Below are 18,284 nucleotides of genomic sequence, written 5' to 3' on the forward strand. Positions count from 1 at the left end.
TTCGCGCTGCACAGAGAAGAACAGTATTCAATACACGCGAAATAAATTTCACGCCTACGGGTGAGCATTTCAGCTCATCTGTTGGGTTTTGAGTCTGAAAGCTAATAGCTTAAAGCTGCTTTTCCACCCCTGCTTGCTTAACATGCTCAATCAGCTCGGGGAAAAACGCTAAAAACACAGCGTCTAACTGTTGATAATGGCGGGCAATATCTTCAGCGGCTCCTGCAAAGTTGTTGGTAAAACGAATACGTCTGGCGATGTTATCAAGGGCAAGGCTAACCCCATCGAGCGTTTCATATTCTTTAAACCAATCATTGTTTGTAATACTGGTAACAACTTGCTGCATGCGTGAAGGCATCATGGCTTGGCGCGCATTTAAAAGGCCATAACTGTGCTGTTTGAAATCAGCCAATGGTAGGTTATTAAACCGCTGCCAATGCTGAATAAGAAAGTGATCGAACGCCACATCAATTGCAACACTGGCAAAGCGTTTACGCGCTGGCGAAAAATACTGCTTAGCCTCTTTTACAAGTGGATGTGAGTCGGTAAACCTATCAACCAAATAATGATTTTCAAGGCCATTTTTAACCGCATCGGATAACTGCTCTGAATATCGACGTCCACCAAAATCACCCAGCAGATTACCAAAGTGTGAATCAGCCGTCGGTTGTGCTAAATAAAGGTGAGCCAAGTAGTTCAACGCATTCTCTGAATTAAGTCATTTTATGTATTGTAAAAGAATACTTGTGAAAGGGTCTAGAGATCGAGTTGCAAGTAAACAAATTGTAGCCGCAACTTTATCTTGCGTAGCAATGGTTTGTAGGTGTTTTCTGGCATTGAGCGTTTTAAATAGATCATCGCGCTAAATAAATTTCAGGCCTACAGTAACGTGTTTAACCATAGCGATATGCAGGCACAATCAACTAAAAGCTTAAAGCTCTTTTGTTTTAATCTGACTTCTTACGACTGATATCTAATATCTCCATTTTTGTTCGGCGTTAAAACGCCTCCTACACCTCGCATCTTGTCCCTCTAAACTCGTATCTTTCCCCTTACAACTCGCTAACTTAAGTACTTTAAGTCTGATAACTTTATAAATAGCTCACCTTTATGACTTTAAATTAAAAGCCAACATTACAAGAGCCGAAATGATCGCAGAAAGAGAAATTAGTCGCATAATCAAAATCAAAATATTACCAGCACCACCTGCAGTCGTGCCTTTAAAGAACAGCGGGTATTGATAGAATTTTAAAAGATATAACACATCAAAAAGACCCACTCGCATATTATCTAGTGTAACAACCTTGCCATCTTTTTGATGAATTTCACAAGCGTGTAAATTGGCCGTTTTATCGTCCACAATACGGCCACTTCTGCCATGAAAAGTATAATTAAAAACGATTTCTTTGATATCGTCTTTAGTGATATGCAAAATTTTTGAAGCTTTTCCCTTTACTGCTTGCCTATCTATTTCGAGTGAGTCTTTTGATATGCTCATAACCCACTTACGACCAAAGCCAAACTTGTTATAAATCATGATTCGCTTGGTAATAAATACACAAAGGTAACAACTCACACTAGTTACAAAAGCGGATATCGGCTGCATCATTTCTTGTAACACTAGGCTCATTACAGCAATAGCGATAGTCATAAAGAAAAACAAAAACTCAGCGCCACCCGACAACACAGCTAAGCCCGGTATCGACATAAGTTTTGTATTAGAATCAGCCTGCAAAACGGGCTTTTTATAGAAAGTTGAAAACCTAAACCAAACTCGGTCGCTCAGGTTTAAATCAAGGGAGTGCTTCGAAAGTGGCTGATTATAATCCATTATTTAAGTTTCCATTTTTAAAACACAATTCTGCCATTACTTTTCCATTAAGCCAACCTATCTACTTGAAGGTACATTTCCTTTACGTTCAAGCACTAAACTAACTGCCCAACAAAGTTCACCATATTGTGCGCTACAATTGGAAAAACAAGACTGCCAGTACGCTCCCTTAACCACAGCATAATAAATCCATAACTCCCAGTTAATACGATTCTGAATGCAGACAAATGCCACTCACCATCGATATACATAACCCCATGAACTAGACCAAATAATAAAACTAAAAGTAAGCCTGCAATGTTTATTTGCGAGCCAAAGAAATTAATTCGCGATGAAACAACAGCCAATGAAAAACAAAATAATAAAACACCTCTAAACATTGGCTCTTCATCGAGTCCTGGGATAAGAGCTTGATAGAGTAATGTTTCAAAGTCGTAATTTGGTCCATCGCCTAGGCTAAGCGTTACAATAACTTGCAATGCTATAAACAAACTTAAAACAAGCATTGCTGGCTTTATAGAGCCTTCATTCTGACTAAAAGTAAAACCTGCCTCCTTGATTTTAAAGTCACTTTTAAAAGCGGCTAATGAAACTAAAACTAAAGCCCAAACAGTAATAGCGACTATTTTCCCTGACCAATTCCATTTAAGATCTGAAAAGACTAAATCCAGTGAGATGAGTTCTTTACCTTTGAATAAGGCCAAGAAATAGCAAAATAGAATAAAAAGAGTTCCAAGCAACCAAGTTAGGTTTATTGTAACTTTATTGAGTGTTTTTAAAATTAAAACGAGTAATAGAACAACGCCTAGATTGGCGATCATTCCAAAATACATATCTGGCATAACCATCCTTGGTGAGCTTATTAGCTCAAACTTTATTATTGTTTAATTTCTATAATAAACACAAAAACAACCAACTAAACAGATATTTGTTTGTGTTCAAATTCAAACTGAGCATATTTTTAACTTCCCAAAGCAAATGAACTAAAGAGAAATAATTTTCACAAAGAGGATAAGAGACGCTGCGCTTAAGAGGTATTATTAAAAACAAATTTGAATGGTTTTGGGGTTACTCATTCACTTCTTATTGTCTTCTCTTTGTGCAAAAAAATAATTTGAACCACAACACAGAGGCGCTTCGCGCTGCACAGAGAAAAACAATATTCAATACACGCGAAATGAATTTCACACCTGCGGGTTAGTATTTCACTTTAACTATATGCAGGCACAATCGGGGTCAGAGCTTACAACTTTTTCTCCTTTTCCCTTGTAACTCGCAAACTTGTTGGGTTTCGCTTCGCTCCACCCAACATACGATAAGAACTCCCCTTTATTCCCCTGCAAACTTTAACATTCGCGTTTGGTCGGTAAGCTCAATATCCACCAGTTCGAACGGGGCTTTGGCTGCTTTAGTGACCGCGAAAGGCATCGTGAAACTGGCATAACTATCAATCTGTTTTGCAACTTCAACCGTTGCTAGTTTAATGCGTTCACCTTTATCACCTTTACCAGTTAAGGTTGCACGAATAGCAAAGCGCCCTGATTCAGTCACTTGCACAGGTACTTTAGCTTGGTATTTATTATTGCCAAGCGCTGTTACTTTGGCTTTATCCATACTAATGGTTTGTGAGCTGTGTACAAACGGCATTTTTATTGAGCGTTTTACCGTTTGACCATTCACTTTAGTATTTACACTAGCCTCAAGCTCATAGTAACCATTTACTGCACCTAAGGTTTCAAGTGGGTAATTAAATACGGCTTCACCATTTTCGTAACGCACATCAAGCTTTTCGCCATCTGGACTTGAAAGTGTTAACTGCACATCGCTATCTTTAAAGCGTTTTTTGCCCATACTGAGCTGCATAGCGACACGTTGTTGATGATCTTTTACTTTAAACTGCGATTTAGCATGCAAAGCATTACTCGAGCCCTTTTCAATCACATGCAGCAAGTAGGTGTCGTTGTCGTTAAGTGCTTGGCTTGTTCTTAACATTGCCTTGCCATTGACCTGACCAAGCTTTAACCCAACACTACCATCGTTAAACCCAGCATTTTCCATTTGCTCTTGTGCAACCATTGTTTGCATTGGCATTTGTCTAAAGTTGTCATCACGTACCGACAGCTTATCAAGCTGTAAGCCATGAGGCTTAAATACTTCACCATTATCAAAACGTGCTTTTGGCGCGATACGAATAAAGTTATCAGCTTGGTTTACAAATACTGGCACACCTCGCTTAAGTTCCTTGCCCGAAACCTTCTGCCAATACTCAACGCTGTCTTTTTCAAGTGTTTGCAGCTGAGCGCCTAACGCAGGTTGAACTTGAGGAAACTGATAAACCGTTTGATCATTTGCTTGTGCTGCTGTGCTTACAAGCATGATTGCAGCTGTAAGTGTGGTTAACTTATTAATCATAGCTAGCTCCTAAATTCGATTTTTAAGCATGTTTGGCAAGCCAAAGCAGTTGCGTCGACTTTGCTGATGACTCAAAGGCTCACTGCCTTGGGTCCGTGATTTATCGGTAAACCACACTACCCCAGCTAACGACTGAGAACTGCAATTTAAAAAGCCATCTGAGCAGCTGTCTAACCAGTTTTGTGTTACTTCAAGACCCACTTGGTTTTGGTAACCACCGCAATAGCTGTCGCTATCCCATACAGCTGATTCAACATCACTGCCCACCACAGTTTCGAATCGAGACGGTAAACTTGGGCGGTTTGGAGTGCCATTCAGCCATTGTGCGTTATACGACGCCATCCAAGATACTTGCTGTTGTTTTACTGCATCGCTGCCGTAGCCCAAAAGCCAACCTAAGCTTTGCTCGAACGAATTACCTGCAATAACCGCATCAGCCAAAGGCGTGCCACCACTTGAAGGTGCCAGTGCAATAGTACGCGTTACTTTGCTAATAATATTTGGATAACGGCTATCCCATGTTGGATTGGATAAAATCCAACGCACCACATTACCGCCATTAGAATGGGTGATCAGGGTTAAATCAGTGATGTTTTTATTATTGATAAATGTAGTGAGCTGCCCAGCTAAACAGCCAGATGCAGCATCTGCCCACATGTACTGATCAAAGTCACAATTAATGACCGTGTAATTACTACTGTTGGGCAAACCTTGGCGAACTGTGTCAACAAAGCTGCCTGTCCAATAGTCATTATACGCATCGCTTTGCTGGCCTGTACCGTGCACAAATGCGACTCCTTGCGCAGCAAAAACATTGTGGCTGATACCCGATGCCAACATTAAAGCAGGCACTAGTGAGAGTGTTTTTATTTTCATGTGTGTTCCTGTTGATTGTAATCTTATCTATCAGGTTGGAGGAGTGACCTCCGACCAAAAACATAGACCAAACAGGTACGAAAGCAAGAAAATATTTACAATAATTTAACCTTTGGGTGTTTTTTAAGTACAAATTATTAGGTTTTAGGAGAAAAAAGTCAGGACAAGACTCGAGTTGCTTTCCCCCTCTACTCTCTCTAACTTGCTAACTTTCAATCTGATAGCTGACGGCTGAAAGCTGATAGCTCTTTTGTTCATCGCGCGAAATAAATTTCACGCCTACAGTGCTAGTAAAATATAAACTCATACATTGCACAATGCTAAATAGTGCCGCTGCACGAAAGTACTATATCCTGCCCTGTTTAAACTTCATACATTGTAAATTAAATGTTAAACAGGAGAATACACAATGAGACGCCTATTGACGATGATTACGCTATGCGCAGGTATGAGCACAACGGCTCTTGCAGCATGCAGAGATAATGTTGTACTTGTACATGGAAATACCGCCTCCCCTTCTAGTTGGAGTAACACAATTAATGAATTAAAACGAAAAGGTTACGCCGACAGTGAAATTTTCACCCCAGATTGGGGATCTAAATCTTGCGCGAGCTGCAACGATCATAATGGCAGTGAAGAAACACCAGTGCGTAACGCCATTCTTACTGCAATCAACCAATCTTGCACAGGTAAGATTGATATTATCGGCCATTCAATGGGTGTAACACTCGCAGCGCAGCAAATTTATAAGTTAGCAATGGCATCAGATGTTGATACCTTTGTAGGTGTTGCAGGTGCCGCACGGGGCCTATTAAGTTGTGGTGTTTACCCATACAACGTGTGGAATAACACTTGTGGCTACTATGGCTTATCGGTTGGTAGCCCGTTATTAAACAGTATTTATGGTGAAGCATTAGGCGACAAAGTGTATTCAATAAAAAGCTACTCTGATCAAATCGTCTGCTCAACTGGCACTTGCTATGTGTATGGTATTCACAGCAGCCGTTTATGGAATGAAAATGCCACCTACACTTACGTACTAGGCCACTTTGGTTTGCAAACTGACACCTATGTTAAACAAGTGAGTTTGATTCAATAGCTGCTAACAGCATATTGTCAGTTCTGGGTTGATAAAGGGGTTAGGTAAAAGAAACACCAAACCCCTTTATGTTTTAATCAAACAAGATGCAAGTAGGTTCAGGAACATTTACTGTACTGTTGGTTCTATACTGAAGTAACCCTGTTGTTTGCTCAATCTTAAATACAGCCACAGTATTAGAATGCTGACCTGCCGCTAATAACCACTTTCCTTCAGGGTCCATATTAATATTACGAGGAAACGCACCACGAACATGTTCTGTTTCAAGTAGTCTTAAAGAGCCAGTTGACTCATCGCTTGCAAATACACTCACAGAATCATGACCGCGATTAGCTGAATACACATATTTACCTGTTGGATGTACCAGAATTTCTGAAGCTGAATTAAAGTCTTCCTGCTCTTTAATTGCTTTGCCTAACGTAGGCACTACAAACTCTCGTTTAGTTTGACCAGTTTGTGCATCATACGTAAAGGTAGAAATGCTTAAATCCAACTCGTTTAATAAATAAATGAACTGACCATTTTTAGAAAAACGCATATGCCTTGGACCGCCTCCTGCTATTGTATCCGCTTGTCCATGCCCGATTAATTCAGCTGCATTGTCTGCTACACGATAGATCATTACAGCATCCAACCCTAAGTCTGGAACAAAGGCAAATTTTGCATCAGGTGAAAAACCAACCCAATGAGGGTGAGGGTTATTTTGGCGATCTTTAACGACTTTTGAGCCACCAGTATGTTCTATTAACTGACTACGTTTGATAACTTTACCGTCAGCAGCAAGTGCAAATACCGCCACAGAGCCGCCGCCATACTGAGCTGTTAATAAAAAACGTCCAGAAGGGTGAACAGCGATGTGTGCTCCACTACCGTCACCAATTTCAACATGATTAAGCAAAGCAAGTTTTCCGTTAGTTAGCTTGCTATATGCTGCTACTACAGGCGTTTTGTCTATTGTCGCTGCTGCATATAATACATTCAGAGTTGGGTGATTGGCTAAGAAGCTCGGCTCTTTGATTTTTGCAACAAGAACAGGCTCAGATAACTTTCCTGTTTTTTTATCTAAAACCGAATGATAAATACCATCACCAGATACTGAACCTGTACCAAAATAAACATCTTGCTTTGCATAACAAGATGAACCAAAAATAATAGACACGCTCATTAATAATTTGATGAGTGTTTTACAGCAGAACATATTTATTCCCTTTTCATAATTTTTTAAGCAACCAGCAAATATTAACAAACAGATGGGGCCAGGTCTTTCTATTTGACTTTACTCTAACTTCTTCGCGCGAAATAAATTTCACGCCTACGGGTGAGCATTTCGCTTTAACTATATGCAGCTACAATCTAACCTAAACCTTATGGCTTAAAGCTCTTTTGTTTTAATCTGATAGCTGACGGCTGAAAGCTGATAGCTCCTTTCTCCTTTCCCCTCGCTAACTTATCGAGTTTCGCTGCGCTCTACCCTACACGCTGGTATTAATACCCTTCAAACCTTGTTGCACAACCAATGCCTATGCACTCAACACGGCTGTCGAGTTCTAACAGCTCTAAATTATAGCTATTGCTAACATCTACCTTTTGTAGTGGATTATTAAAAAGGCTGATATCAACTAAATTTTCATGTTCACGTAAATCAATATTTTTTAGTTTGTTATTCGACAAAAAGAGCACTTGAAGCATGGGGTTTGCTGTTAAATCGATAGTGCTTAAGTGGTTATTACTGGCGTAAAGTGCAGTTAACTTTTTATTATGGCTTATGTCTAAAGAGCTAAGCTGGTTGGCATCTAGGTTTAGTTCGCTAAGCATCTTGAACTTGCTTAAATCTAGGTTTTTTAACTGATTATTAGCAAGCTCAAGGTTACGGATACCACTCGGTAAATTCACTTTTTTGAGCTTATTGCCTGACAGGTAAAGTTGATACAGTTCAGGGTTAACAAGCGTCAATTCGCCAGTCAGCTTATTATCATTAAGATCAAGCCATGTAAGTTTACTGTTGTTGCTTACATCCACCTTTGAAAGCTTATTACCACTTAGCATTAAAGTCTTTAACTCTTCGTTCTTACTTACATCGATATTCGCAAGGCTGTTTTGGCTTAAATCAACAAAGAAAAGCTGGCTGTTGTGGCTTATGTCGATTTCGGTCAGTTGGTTTGGCATTTTCTTATCGGTAGGTCTGCTTGTAATGCCACCAATTTCACCAACAATGAAGCTATCCCCTTCATTGCTGAGGACGAGTTTTATTAAATTACTAAAATGCTCAAGCCCTTTGGCTGAAGTAATACCGCGATCTTTGCAATGTATTTTTGTCACCTCCCCCACCGTTTTATAGCCACTTTCTTGTAAACATTCTAAGAAATTAGCATCTGCAACCACGCTCTCTAACGATGTATCGTCATTAGCCAAAGCACCAGCAACCCCAAAATTTAACACAAGCAAACACACCAAACCCATTTTAATGGCCACAAAGTTCCCTTTTAACATTATTTCACCTTCAATTTTCAACACCAAAATCAGACGGTTAAGTAAGAGCTCTCACCATCTAAAATCAAAGAATACATAATACAGGTTATTTGATGCTTGTACCCATAAAGGTACATAGGTTGATTACTTATTAAAAAGTAGGGAGCTTGAAAGTTAGTATCCTAATGGAAAGCAAAGCCCACTAATGTGGGCTTGCAAGTTGAACAACTACTTCAGTACATACTCCACTTTGTGAAGCTGACCAGTAAAAGCAAAAGGAGCTTTATCATAGTAGCTTCGTGAAACAGTGGAACCGAGATCTTTTCCGATATCAAGCGTTTCTGTCGCTGAGTAACGAACAGGTGGTACTTTATCTATCTTACCGGTAGCAACCTTCTTACCGTTAACTAAAAGAGTCGCTTGTCCACCATTTGGTGCTTCACCTTGTTGAATATAATCAAGTGTCAAAGTGACCTCACCCGCTGGTAATGGCTCCTTAGATTTTAAGTAATAGTGATCTTCGTTGAAGAAATTCATTACATAGACAGGTTTATTATCTTCAATGTATAGACTATAACCAGCACTACCACCGCCTACAGCTACTAATACACCCTCTGCACCATCTTTAGGCATATTAAACGTTGCAGTAATTGTGTGAGAGCGACCATAAACAGGAGGTGCACTACCCTCTGGCACGCGACTAGTACCTGGTAGATAAGTGAATTTTGATTTCCCTTTGGTCACACTTGGACGTTCAGGGTTCGATGCACGCTCAACAAAACGATCATCAAGTGGATAGACGTTATATTTTTCTGCTTCTTGATCGAAAATAGAGATTAACTTATTAAGTTTATCTGGGTATTTATTCGATAAATCTACCGCCTCAGAAAAGTCTTCTTCAATATTATAAAGCTCCCACTTATCGTTACCAAAGCCAGCTGAGCCACTTAAGTCCCATGGCACACCGTGGAAAGAGGCAGCAACCCAACCATCATGATAAATTGCACGGTGACCACCAGTCTCAAAGTACTGAGTCTTACGCTTACCTTCAGCATTTTTATCATTTAGTGAATACAACATACTTACACCGGCAATTGGAGTCTGCTCTACTCCATTCACTATTTTTGGCTCAGGTATATGTGCTGCATCTAAAATCGTTGGCACGATATCAATTACATGATGAAATTGCGATCGTAAGCCACCATGCTCTTTAATATAGTTAGGCCATGAAATAACAAGCCCATTTCGCGTACCACCGAAGTGTGAAGGTACTCGTTTCATCCATTGGAATGGTGAAGAGCCAGCCCACGCCCAACCAACCGGAAAGTGATTTTCGTGAAGAGGCCCACCGAGTTCATCAATTTTTTCAAGCTGCCCTTCAACAGTGTCAGCAATACCATTCTGAGTCATCATATTGTTAAGCGTACCAGTAGCACTACCTTCAGCACTTGGGCCATTATCACCAGCAATAAATATAATCATGGTATTATCTGCATCGGGTAATTGTGAGATAGCATCAAGCAACCGGCCTACGTGATAATCGGTATGTGCAGCAAAACCCGCAAATACTTCTTGGTGTCGACTGAATAGCTTCTTCTCGTTGGCAGACAGAGAATCCCATGACTTTATTTCTTTAGGTCGTTTTGTCAGCTTGGTATTCTGTGGTACTACACCAAGCGATTTTTGTCGTGCAAGTGTCTCTTCACGGACTTTATCCCAGCCCTGATCAAACTTACCTTTAAATTTATCATTCCACTCCTGCGGCGCATGCAAAGGAGCGTGTGTTGCACCCGTTGCAAAGTACATAAAGAATGGTTTATCACTATCGATAGACTCTTGTTGGCCTATCCAGTTTATAGCATCATCAACAAGATCTTCCGTTAAGTGATACCCTTCTTCCGGTTTTTTAGGTGGCTCAACAGGGGTGGTATTTCTAAATAATTGAGGCTCCCATTGACTTGTTTCGCCGCCTTGAAAACCATAAAAATACTCAAACCCAAGTCCTGTAGGCCAATGATCAAATGGTCCTATAGGGCTTGTCTCCCAATCAGGAGTATTGTGCCATTTACCCCATGCAGCCGTGTTGTAGCCATTACTTTTTAATATCTCAGCAACGGTCGCTGTTTCATCGGGCCAAACACTGTGATAACCCGGGTAACCTGTTGAAAGCTCGGTAATCGTGCCTGAAGCAACCTGATGATGGTTTCTACCTGTCAGTAAAGCGGCACGAGTTGGTGAGCAAATCGCGGTAGTGTGAAAACGATTGAACTTTAAACCTTGATTAGCTAATTCATCGATTGAAGGGGTCGGTATTGACCCCCCAAAGGTGCTGGGGTGGCCGAAGCCAAAGTCGTCAAGTAAAATCACTACGACATTAGGTGCGCCTTTTGGTGCCTGAATTGGCTGCGGATAATCCTGTTTTGAAGTTTCAAATGTTTTGCCTATTTTTCCTTCAAACTTCCCATTACTTATAGGTATCACTGTTCTATCTATTTCGCTAGCATATGCTTGTGGTAGTCCCGAAAGCAGTAATACTGAAAGAATAGCTCCCACTCGACTTAAACGATTCATTCCTTTCTCCTTGAAAAATCTGAGCTCGATACAGTTTCTAGTATAGATACTTTTTTTCATTTTTTGCGAGTGTTTTTTAAACAAAGTAAAAACTGCTGTAATTTGTTTTTAAATCGCATTTTTATTTAGCTTTATGCATTGAAACCATTAGTTAAAAAAACTGAATAATATCCATGTATCATTTTCAAACCCCAAATATTTTGCCTCTGAATTATTGTTGTTATTGAAGATATTACTGCTAACAAACTATTTCGATATTTAGGATATTAATAAGCTCAGCTGAAGATTTAAAAGCTGGTAGCATATTTACTCAAGGGCCTAACAAAAGAACAGCGTCGAAGTGGCTTGGAGTGTCAAAATAATCATCAAAAAGTCTGAAGTTACGAATATTAAAAGTGAAGTAAGAACGCAATTAATCGTGTATCACAATAATGCTTTTTCCACTGTAGCATTGTGTTTATGTCATTAGTTGGTATACGTCTGGTATATCTAGGTTAATGACTTAGTCCAAGAAGCGCTGCCCAGTGTAATTTTCAATACGGCGAACATGTTCCTTCTCCATGACAAATACGACATCAGCCCAAGTTAATAACTTTTCACTACACAAGGTCGTGCCGTTTCGCTTGCACTCCATCTCGGCCAAACCCGCTGAGCGATAGACACATAACGGGTCTTTTGCTGTAAAATGATCTTCAGCTGTTTTGCTGCGATTTAAATTCGATGTGCATAAAAATAAGATATTCATTACAGATTATCCTCAATCTGATCCCTAGTAGACAACTCAACTGCTTGATGTAATAGCCTCTGCGTATCGTCAAATAATGGCCCGAAATCTTGCTCATTAAGCTGGGACGGTAACATCAACTGCACCGTTGGGATGTGTGTCTTAGGGCAAACCGCAACATGCAATACCTCAACTACCCCATCTCCAACCATTTCGGATAACGTCCTGAAGATGCTGTTCAAGTGCTGCCGCATACATAAAAGAACTCCAAAAGCGATAAAAACCTATCTTTTAAGAATGAGCCAGAATTGGTGAAAAATCTCGGAAGTGTCACTAAAATTTCGCAAGATAAGAAGGTTTCCACGACTGCTTCGAGCAAACTGTATTGTCATTACAACACTTCTCAAATCAGCCAAACAGTAATAAATGACCTTGAGTTGACCCCTAATCGTCATTGGACTTTTTAGTAAGGATGAAAAGGCCAAAAAATAGACAAACCGGAATTTATCTATTTTTTTATAGGTTTGTCTAAATTTTAGATGTCGCTACATGCTCCGATGGGCAGTACTGGCGGCACAGATAGCATAGTTAATCCTAAAATTCCTATGCGAAGTTGGACCTCATTGCATTATTACTCCATAATACTTTTCAATTCGGTCAAAATTTATCCCCTTCTCATCGTTGAACCAAGGTTCAGAACTGACTATGTCTAATATTACAACCACCGATCTGAGCACAGCCCGAGACATTGATGACATCCCCCGACCTGTGGTTGCTCTGAGCGCTACATCGGTAACAAAGGGCTGGGAACAAGCCCGTCATCAGCATCACAAGGCGCAACTGATTTACTCCGTTCGCGGTATTCTCAACTGCGAAATTGAAGACGGAGTCTGGATTGTGCCACCGCAATGTGCAGTATGGATACCGGGAAACTTGCCCCATTCATCCCGAGGCACGGGTGAAACGGAATGTTATTGCCTGTTCGTCGAGCCTGATGCCACACCGGATCTGCCAAAAACCTGCTGCACGATTGCAGTATCACCGCTGCTACGTGAATTGTTGCTCAAGGTGGCTGGCTTTCCCAAATTGTATGAACTCGGGAGCCGGGAAGAGCGGCTGATCGCTACGTTATTGGATGAGTTGGCGGCAGCTCCGGTAGAAAACCTCCATCTACCTATGCCGCGCGATCCGCGATTACGTCAGCTCGCCGAGATGCTACTGGCCAGCCCTTCAGACAAAACATTGAAGGGGGACTGGGCTACCCGCATCGGTATGAGTGAACGCAATATGAGTCGGTTGCTGCTGAACGAAATCGGCATGAGCTTCGGACGTTGGCGTCGACAACTGCATGTGATCCTTGCACTTCAACGTCTGAGCAAAGGCGAAAGCGTGCAGACAGTAGCGTTGGAGTTGGGTTACGAAAATGCCAGCGGCTTCGTCACCATGTTCCGCAAGGCCGTCGGTAAACCACCTGCTCGATACATCTCAGAACGAATGAGCAACGCGGAAACGACTGCAGTGCCAGGCATTGTGCTTTCTGACATAACCTGATAGGAGTTCCCGCCAGCATCGTTCCCATGCTTTCGTCAATGGTGAATGATGGACAGCCCACTGGCATCGGTGCAATCAGTAACCCCTCACAGAATTAATATCCCCACGGCTACCTTGCTGGAGCTGCTGCGAAGTCTCTATAAGACACTAATGCCTAAAATTCCGCTATCAAAACCAGAGCGAATCCGTGGTTTTGATATCGGTGTCTGGCAGGATAGACCTTTTCTGTATCAATCACGGATTCCATATTTGGCAAACCAAGCACGCTGGGTTGAAGAATAGCAGACCAGAAGAAAGCACAATCGACCTGCACGATGGGGATTCCACATGGCGAAATCAAGTCAATTCATTTTTCAGTAAGGCCAAAAACAGTGAGGCAAATATATTTGGCCGAAATGAATAACAATCAGGCCTAATTACACCATTACACCCAGGCAATTTTATTATTAAATAAAGCCTCTAATTGAAAATGAGTATTATTAAATGAGTTATAGCAAAACTATAAGGAAGCTTCGTGGGGAAATTGAGAAGAGCACACCCAGCACCGTACTTAGCTCTGTTGTTGCGGCGATAGTCCTCATCAGCACTCAGAGCGTATGCGCCAGTGAATCAGGGCAACTACAAAACAAGGATGGGGATAAAACGTCTAAGAAAACGGTAAACATGCCAATTATAACGGTAATAGGTGAAGGTACTAACGCCTACACCATGGGTGAGACTGCAGCGGCGACGGGCCTGCCGCTGTCGCTGCAGGAAACGCCAAATGCAGTAACGGTGATCACGCGCCAGCGCATAGATGATCAACAGTTGAATTCAGTGCAGGATGTGCTGGACAACACCACGGGCATCACGTTGAACCAGTCCGACAGTGAGCGCACGAGTTTCTATTCTCGCGGGTTCTTGATCAACAACGTTCAGTACGACGGTATTCCCATCGCCGTCGGCGATGTCGTCAATGGCAGCGGCATTGGTTCGCTCAATACCGCGTTCTACGAGCGGGTCGAAGTCGTGCGCGGTGGCTCCGGTTTGCTGACGGGCACCGGCAATCCCTCGGCCGCTATCAACCTGGTGCGCAAACGCCCAACCCGTGACTTCTCGGCAGCCGCCTCAATTGGTGCGGGAAGCTGGGACACTTATTGGGGCTTGACCGACCTATCGATGCCGTTGGCCGAAGATGGTCGTATTCGCGCCCGTATCGTGGGAACGTATCAAGACGGACATTCGTATCTCGACGACTACAAGCCGGAGCGGAAAGGGTTCTACGGTATCATCGAGGCGGATCTAACCAAGGACACCACGTTGAGCCTAGGTTATGACTATCAGAGCATCATGCCGAAGGGGGCGACCTGGGGTGGTTTGCCGTTATGGTTTAGCGACGGTACACAGGCGGAGTATTCTCGCGGCAAGAACTATGCGCAAAAGTGGAGCCACTGGGACAACACCCTCAAGACGGCGTTTGCCGAGATAGCGCATGTCTTCGATAATGGCTGGAATATTAAAGCCACCGCTAACCAGTACCGCACAGAATTCGATGCCGAATTGCTTGGTCTGGTCGGCCGCCCCGATCGTGAGACAGGCCTAGGCTTTTTTCCTTACGGGGCCTATCCGGTCGCGCTGGCATCCGGCGGTCGCAGTCGTCAAAATACCTTCGATGTGATGGCAAGCGGCCCCTTCGAATTGCAGGGGCGCAAACACGATTTAGTGGTGGGGGCGACAAGTTCACGCCGCACATCTCGCCAAGCGGATATTTCACCATTCTATGTCAGCACTGCAGCAGTCAATGTCTATGACTTGAGTCCAGCCCATCCCCGACCTGACTTCGAGACCATGGCTTCGGTACCGACCCATACCCGAGTCAAGCAGAGCGGTATTTATAGCGCAGCCCGGTTTTCGCTGGCCGATCCGCTAAAACTCATTATCGGCGGCCGCTTCAGTAACTACGAAATCGACGACGTCAGTGGTACCTCATTGCACTACAAAAAGAGCGGTGAATTCACCCCGTATGCAGGCTTGGTCTACGACATTAACAAAACCTATTCGAGCTACGTCAGCTACACGAGCATATTCAATCCGCAAACCGACTATCGCGACAGCAGCGGCAATGTGCTCACGCCGTCAAAGGGAAAAACCAAGGAAATCGGCCTCAAAGGTGCTTACATGGATGGGCGTCTGAATGCGTCGGTGGCCTTGTTCGACACCAAACTGAACAACGCGGCGCAGGTGGTCGCCGGAAGTTATACCCCTGGCGGTGCCCAAGCTTATAAGGGCGCTGATGGAACGAAATCACGGGGAATCGAGTTGGACTTGCAGGGTGAGCTGGCACTAGGTTGGAACATCTACGCAGGTATCACTCATTTCACAGCGGAAGATGGCGATGGCGTGCGTCTGAATTCAAAACTACCGCGCACTACGGCCCAACTTTTCAATACCTACCAGTTGCCCGGAGACTGGCACTCATTGACGCTCGGTGGCGGGATTAAATGGCAAAGTCGCTTCTACCAAACGCCCAATACCGGGACGAGCACATTGGGTGGGGAACAGGGTTCCTATGCTTTGGTATCACTGATGGGACGTTACGACATCACCCAGAAGTTCGATCTGTCAGTCAACCTTAACAATCTTTTCGACAAGAAGTATGCGCTACAGAAGGGAGACTTCGACACCGTAAGCTACGGCGCACCGCGCAACGTTATGTTAACACTGAACTACAAGTTGTGAGTGTGGCCTTTATAGCACATTCGCTCTTGCTAATACCTAACTTAATAAGAGAGAAAACTATGTCATCCCCATCTAATCTATACCAACGCTACCCTACAGCTCCCCAACAACAGAACAGGGTTGCCCTATTTTGGCTGACCACCTGCGTGGGTGCCGTGCTTTTTGTCACCTTCCAGTTGTTCTTTTACGTCAACGGCTTTGTGAGAGCACATGGAGTAACGCCGACGATGACGTTTGAGCCCAACGTACTGTGGGTATTCCCCACATTTTATGGTTGTTGGATCATCACCGTGCTTATTGCGCTGATCGGAACCCGCAAGGCGCTGTGGGTAGCGCTGGTTCTCGGTAGTCTGATGGTTGTCCTAAATACTCTCGGCGGGATCGCCGATGGGGTTCGCGACGGTTGGTACGTTGCTTTCTCCGCCGTTTTTTTCATCACCTTGCCCGGTGTCCTTGCTATTGTGACCACCTGGCGTCAACTCAAAAGCAAAGGAGTACAAAATGTCGATGAATAGCACAAACTTCCCCTTCGTCTGGATGAGCTTTTCGCATGAGCCGGAACATGACCACGAGAAGGACTTTGAAGCATTCGAGGCCAATTTGCAGCGCGGCGAACCCTTCGTGATATTGACCGATACCGCACCTGCTGAAGACCATGCGCACTCACCGGAAGACAAAAGACGCACTGCGTTTTGGTTGAAAGAGCACAAGGCGGAATTACGCGAGCTGGTTCTGGCCATGATTCTGATTGAACCCAGCCAAGCCAAACGTCTTGCCATCAAGGCGTTTGCAATGCTTTTCGCCAAGTTCTGGGGCTACCCGTTAATGCTTGCCTCGTCGCACGAGGACGCGATGGAGATTGCCAAGGGACTGCTTTCTGGGCAATCCACATCATCCCCTGCGTCTTAGCACAAATGGCCTGTTGTTGATATCATCAAGAAGACCGATACCGCCGGAGAGCCCATTCTCCGGCAACCCCTTGGCCGACCATGAAGAGAGGAAATGCCTTTCTTGTAAGTTGTAGTAGCTCATATTTGATCTTACAATTCCGATAAATAGGTTTGAACTTTATCTGGCAGGCAGCTATGAGCCAGAAGCAGATGGCCGGACAAGCTCGTTTTTGGACAGGAACACGTTAGAGTATTTATTCGGTAACGCCTAAGCTCAAGTGCCGCTGTGAAGCGGCGCGGAACGGCGGTCAGTTGCAGCAACTGTTAGCTTTGCATACCAAAGTATTCCTTAGCACACAGACCAACGAAACTACGACCAGGATTCTGACCGTTAACCCATTCATCAACGGAGAATAGCTCAAATAATCCAACTTTAATCAAGGTCGGGACTGCAATCTTCAGCTGCTCTTCCACCTCGCCACGCTCACCTGCATTGTATAAAGCGACATTGCGGAGCATTGTGGCAACCGTACCTGTTTGTACTTTACTTCCATCTTTAAGTGTTACAGTGGGGAGTTCTTCTCCTTCGGCTACGATCTTTTTATTGATCGAACCAAGTTGCTCGGTATTCTCTGGTGAACCTTCAGTCATCTTTATCTCCTTCAATAATTTCCACAATAGCTAACATTTTAGTATTCATGCGACACACAGTTTGTGTTGCATAATCGCTTGTTGGAATGAACCTCTACCTGCTCGGTGTGTCAGAGTTGGTGTTGTTTATGCTATGGCTTTGCTTATAAAAAATAGGCTTTTTGGAGGCTTTCACTTCCCTAGTTAATTTAATCAGCTTAGCTAGTGTAATGTAAGCTTTCCCTGCATTTCTCAGCGCTTATTATGTATTCATTACACCTAAATTTGCCTTAATAAGCAATTATATTTTTACACGTTTAGAAGCTGCTTATCTGAGTTATTAATAATTGATTTTAAGCATTTTCGTTAGCTCGTTTTGGGGCAACATGTATGGTACGCCCCGTTTTGCAAGTTAATAATTTAAAATAACGGAGATGGTTTGCGCTAATGTATTCAGAGTCTATTAGAGACTTTCATTAGTCCCAGCTCTACGATGAGATCCGCGCCAGATTG

General features: G+C 43.1%; 16 protein-coding genes. 6 read left to right on the forward strand and 10 right to left on the reverse strand.

Translation table 11 applies throughout. From position 1 onward, the window contains the following. Nucleotides 1–109: 109 nt before the first annotated feature. From J3455_RS13615 to J3455_RS13635, 5 genes are all read right to left on the reverse strand, one after another. The gene (locus tag J3455_RS13615) at nucleotides 110–700 is read right to left on the reverse strand and encodes an acyl carrier protein phosphodiesterase (RefSeq protein WP_167658068.1); all 591 of its coding nucleotides are present in this window, start codon (nucleotides 698–700) and stop codon (nucleotides 110–112) included. 408 nt (nucleotides 701–1,108) lie between these two features. Next, nucleotides 1,109–1,831 (reverse strand): hypothetical protein, encoded by a 723-nt coding sequence (locus J3455_RS13620; protein ID WP_349561924.1) that lies wholly within the window; start codon nucleotides 1,829–1,831, stop codon nucleotides 1,109–1,111. Between the two features lie 95 nt (nucleotides 1,832–1,926). Beyond that, entirely contained in the window at nucleotides 1,927–2,673 is a 747-nt protein-coding gene (locus J3455_RS13625) for a CPBP family glutamic-type intramembrane protease (RefSeq protein ID WP_239977663.1), read from the reverse strand. A 487-nt stretch (nucleotides 2,674–3,160) separates the two neighbouring features. Continuing rightward, a complete protein-coding gene (locus J3455_RS13630; RefSeq protein ID WP_349561925.1) occupies nucleotides 3,161–4,243 on the reverse strand; it encodes a DUF4785 domain-containing protein in 1,083 nt (360 codons plus the stop codon). Between the two features lie 9 nt (nucleotides 4,244–4,252). Continuing rightward, nucleotides 4,253–5,119, reverse strand: coding sequence for a hypothetical protein (locus tag J3455_RS13635; RefSeq protein ID WP_349561926.1), 867 nt, complete (start codon nucleotides 5,117–5,119; stop codon nucleotides 4,253–4,255). Between the two features lie 409 nt (nucleotides 5,120–5,528). Between J3455_RS13635 and J3455_RS13640 the strand changes: the two genes are divergently transcribed. Then, nucleotides 5,529–6,218 carry an alpha/beta fold hydrolase gene (locus J3455_RS13640; protein WP_130050868.1) on the forward strand — a complete coding sequence of 230 codons (690 nt, stop codon included), beginning with the start codon at nucleotides 5,529–5,531 and terminating at the stop codon, nucleotides 6,216–6,218. Nucleotides 6,219–6,291: 73 nt separating this feature from the next. Here J3455_RS13640 and J3455_RS13645 read toward each other — a convergent pair whose 3' ends face one another. The 4 genes from J3455_RS13645 to J3455_RS13660 all read right to left on the reverse strand — a co-directional run bounded on the left by J3455_RS13645 (nucleotide 6,292) and on the right by J3455_RS13660 (nucleotide 12,003). Beyond that, entirely contained in the window at nucleotides 6,292–7,416 is a 1,125-nt protein-coding gene (locus J3455_RS13645; protein ID WP_167658073.1) for a lactonase family protein, read from the reverse strand. Between the two features lie 287 nt (nucleotides 7,417–7,703). Next, a complete protein-coding gene (locus J3455_RS13650) occupies nucleotides 7,704–8,708 on the reverse strand; it encodes a leucine-rich repeat domain-containing protein (protein ID WP_349561927.1) in 1,005 nt (334 codons plus the stop codon). A 207-nt stretch (nucleotides 8,709–8,915) separates the two neighbouring features. Further along, nucleotides 8,916–11,258 (reverse strand): arylsulfatase, encoded by a 2,343-nt coding sequence (locus J3455_RS13655; RefSeq protein WP_349561928.1) that lies wholly within the window; start codon nucleotides 11,256–11,258, stop codon nucleotides 8,916–8,918. 502 nt (nucleotides 11,259–11,760) lie between these two features. Then, nucleotides 11,761–12,003: a hypothetical protein gene (locus J3455_RS13660; RefSeq protein ID WP_294089254.1), complete on the reverse strand. Its 243-nt coding sequence runs from the start codon at nucleotides 12,001–12,003 to the stop codon at nucleotides 11,761–11,763. Nucleotides 12,004–12,687: 684 nt separating this feature from the next. On the opposite strand from J3455_RS13660, the gene J3455_RS13665 reads away from it, so the two are divergent. The 5 genes from J3455_RS13665 to J3455_RS13685 all read left to right on the forward strand — a co-directional run bounded on the left by J3455_RS13665 (nucleotide 12,688) and on the right by J3455_RS13685 (nucleotide 17,160). After that, the gene (locus tag J3455_RS13665; protein WP_130050859.1) at nucleotides 12,688–13,533 is read left to right on the forward strand and encodes an AraC family transcriptional regulator; all 846 of its coding nucleotides are present in this window, start codon (nucleotides 12,688–12,690) and stop codon (nucleotides 13,531–13,533) included. Between the two features lie 150 nt (nucleotides 13,534–13,683). Beyond that, nucleotides 13,684–13,815, forward strand: coding sequence for a hypothetical protein (locus tag J3455_RS13670; protein ID WP_349561929.1), 132 nt, complete (start codon nucleotides 13,684–13,686; stop codon nucleotides 13,813–13,815). A gap of 201 nt (nucleotides 13,816–14,016) precedes the next feature. After that, on the forward strand, nucleotides 14,017–16,251 hold the full coding sequence (locus J3455_RS13675; protein WP_349561930.1) for a TonB-dependent siderophore receptor: 2,235 nt from the start codon (nucleotides 14,017–14,019) through the stop codon (nucleotides 16,249–16,251). Between the two features lie 59 nt (nucleotides 16,252–16,310). Beyond that, nucleotides 16,311–16,766, forward strand: a complete 456-nt coding sequence (locus tag J3455_RS13680; protein WP_130050857.1) for a hypothetical protein — start codon at nucleotides 16,311–16,313, stop codon at nucleotides 16,764–16,766. After that, nucleotides 16,753–17,160: a hypothetical protein gene (locus tag J3455_RS13685; RefSeq protein WP_178927304.1), complete on the forward strand. Its 408-nt coding sequence runs from the start codon at nucleotides 16,753–16,755 to the stop codon at nucleotides 17,158–17,160. Before J3455_RS13680 ends, J3455_RS13685 begins: the two co-directional genes overlap by 14 nt. Before the next feature lie 305 nt (nucleotides 17,161–17,465). Here J3455_RS13685 and J3455_RS13690 read toward each other — a convergent pair whose 3' ends face one another. After that, nucleotides 17,466–17,792: a DUF7709 family protein gene (locus tag J3455_RS13690; protein ID WP_294089277.1), complete on the reverse strand. Its 327-nt coding sequence runs from the start codon at nucleotides 17,790–17,792 to the stop codon at nucleotides 17,466–17,468. Nucleotides 17,793–18,284: the final 492 nt, after the last annotated feature.

The organism is Pseudoalteromonas sp. NFXS39 (genome assembly GCF_040148775.1).
GTDB lineage: Bacteria > Pseudomonadota > Gammaproteobacteria > Enterobacterales > Alteromonadaceae > Pseudoalteromonas > Pseudoalteromonas apostichopi.

Bases quoted from the DNA above. Each gene is read 5' to 3' on its own strand.
- J3455_RS13645 (WP_167658073.1), bottom strand. From the start codon at position 7,416: ATGTTCTGCTGTAAAACACTCATCAAATTATTAATGAGCGTGTCTATT.
- J3455_RS13655 (WP_349561928.1), bottom strand. From the start codon at position 11,258: ATGAATCGTTTAAGTCGAGTGGGAGCTATTCTTTCAGTATTACTGCTT.
- J3455_RS13660 (WP_294089254.1), bottom strand. From the start codon at position 12,003: ATGAATATCTTATTTTTATGCACATCGAATTTAAATCGCAGCAAAACA.
- J3455_RS13670 (WP_349561929.1), top strand. From the start codon at position 13,684: ATGCCTAAAATTCCGCTATCAAAACCAGAGCGAATCCGTGGTTTTGAT.
- J3455_RS13640 (WP_130050868.1), top strand. From the start codon at position 5,529: ATGAGACGCCTATTGACGATGATTACGCTATGCGCAGGTATGAGCACA.
- J3455_RS13690 (WP_294089277.1), bottom strand. From the start codon at position 17,792: ATGACTGAAGGTTCACCAGAGAATACCGAGCAACTTGGTTCGATCAAT.
- J3455_RS13680 (WP_130050857.1), top strand. From the start codon at position 16,311: ATGTCATCCCCATCTAATCTATACCAACGCTACCCTACAGCTCCCCAA.
- J3455_RS13665 (WP_130050859.1), top strand. From the start codon at position 12,688: ATGTCTAATATTACAACCACCGATCTGAGCACAGCCCGAGACATTGAT.
- J3455_RS13650 (WP_349561927.1), bottom strand. From the start codon at position 8,708: ATGTTAAAAGGGAACTTTGTGGCCATTAAAATGGGTTTGGTGTGTTTG.
- J3455_RS13630 (WP_349561925.1), bottom strand. From the start codon at position 4,243: ATGATTAATAAGTTAACCACACTTACAGCTGCAATCATGCTTGTAAGC.
- J3455_RS13635 (WP_349561926.1), bottom strand. From the start codon at position 5,119: ATGAAAATAAAAACACTCTCACTAGTGCCTGCTTTAATGTTGGCATCG.
- J3455_RS13685 (WP_178927304.1), top strand. From the start codon at position 16,753: ATGTCGATGAATAGCACAAACTTCCCCTTCGTCTGGATGAGCTTTTCG.
- J3455_RS13675 (WP_349561930.1), top strand. From the start codon at position 14,017: ATGAGTTATAGCAAAACTATAAGGAAGCTTCGTGGGGAAATTGAGAAG.
- J3455_RS13620 (WP_349561924.1), bottom strand. From the start codon at position 1,831: ATGGATTATAATCAGCCACTTTCGAAGCACTCCCTTGATTTAAACCTG.
- J3455_RS13625 (WP_239977663.1), bottom strand. From the start codon at position 2,673: ATGCCAGATATGTATTTTGGAATGATCGCCAATCTAGGCGTTGTTCTA.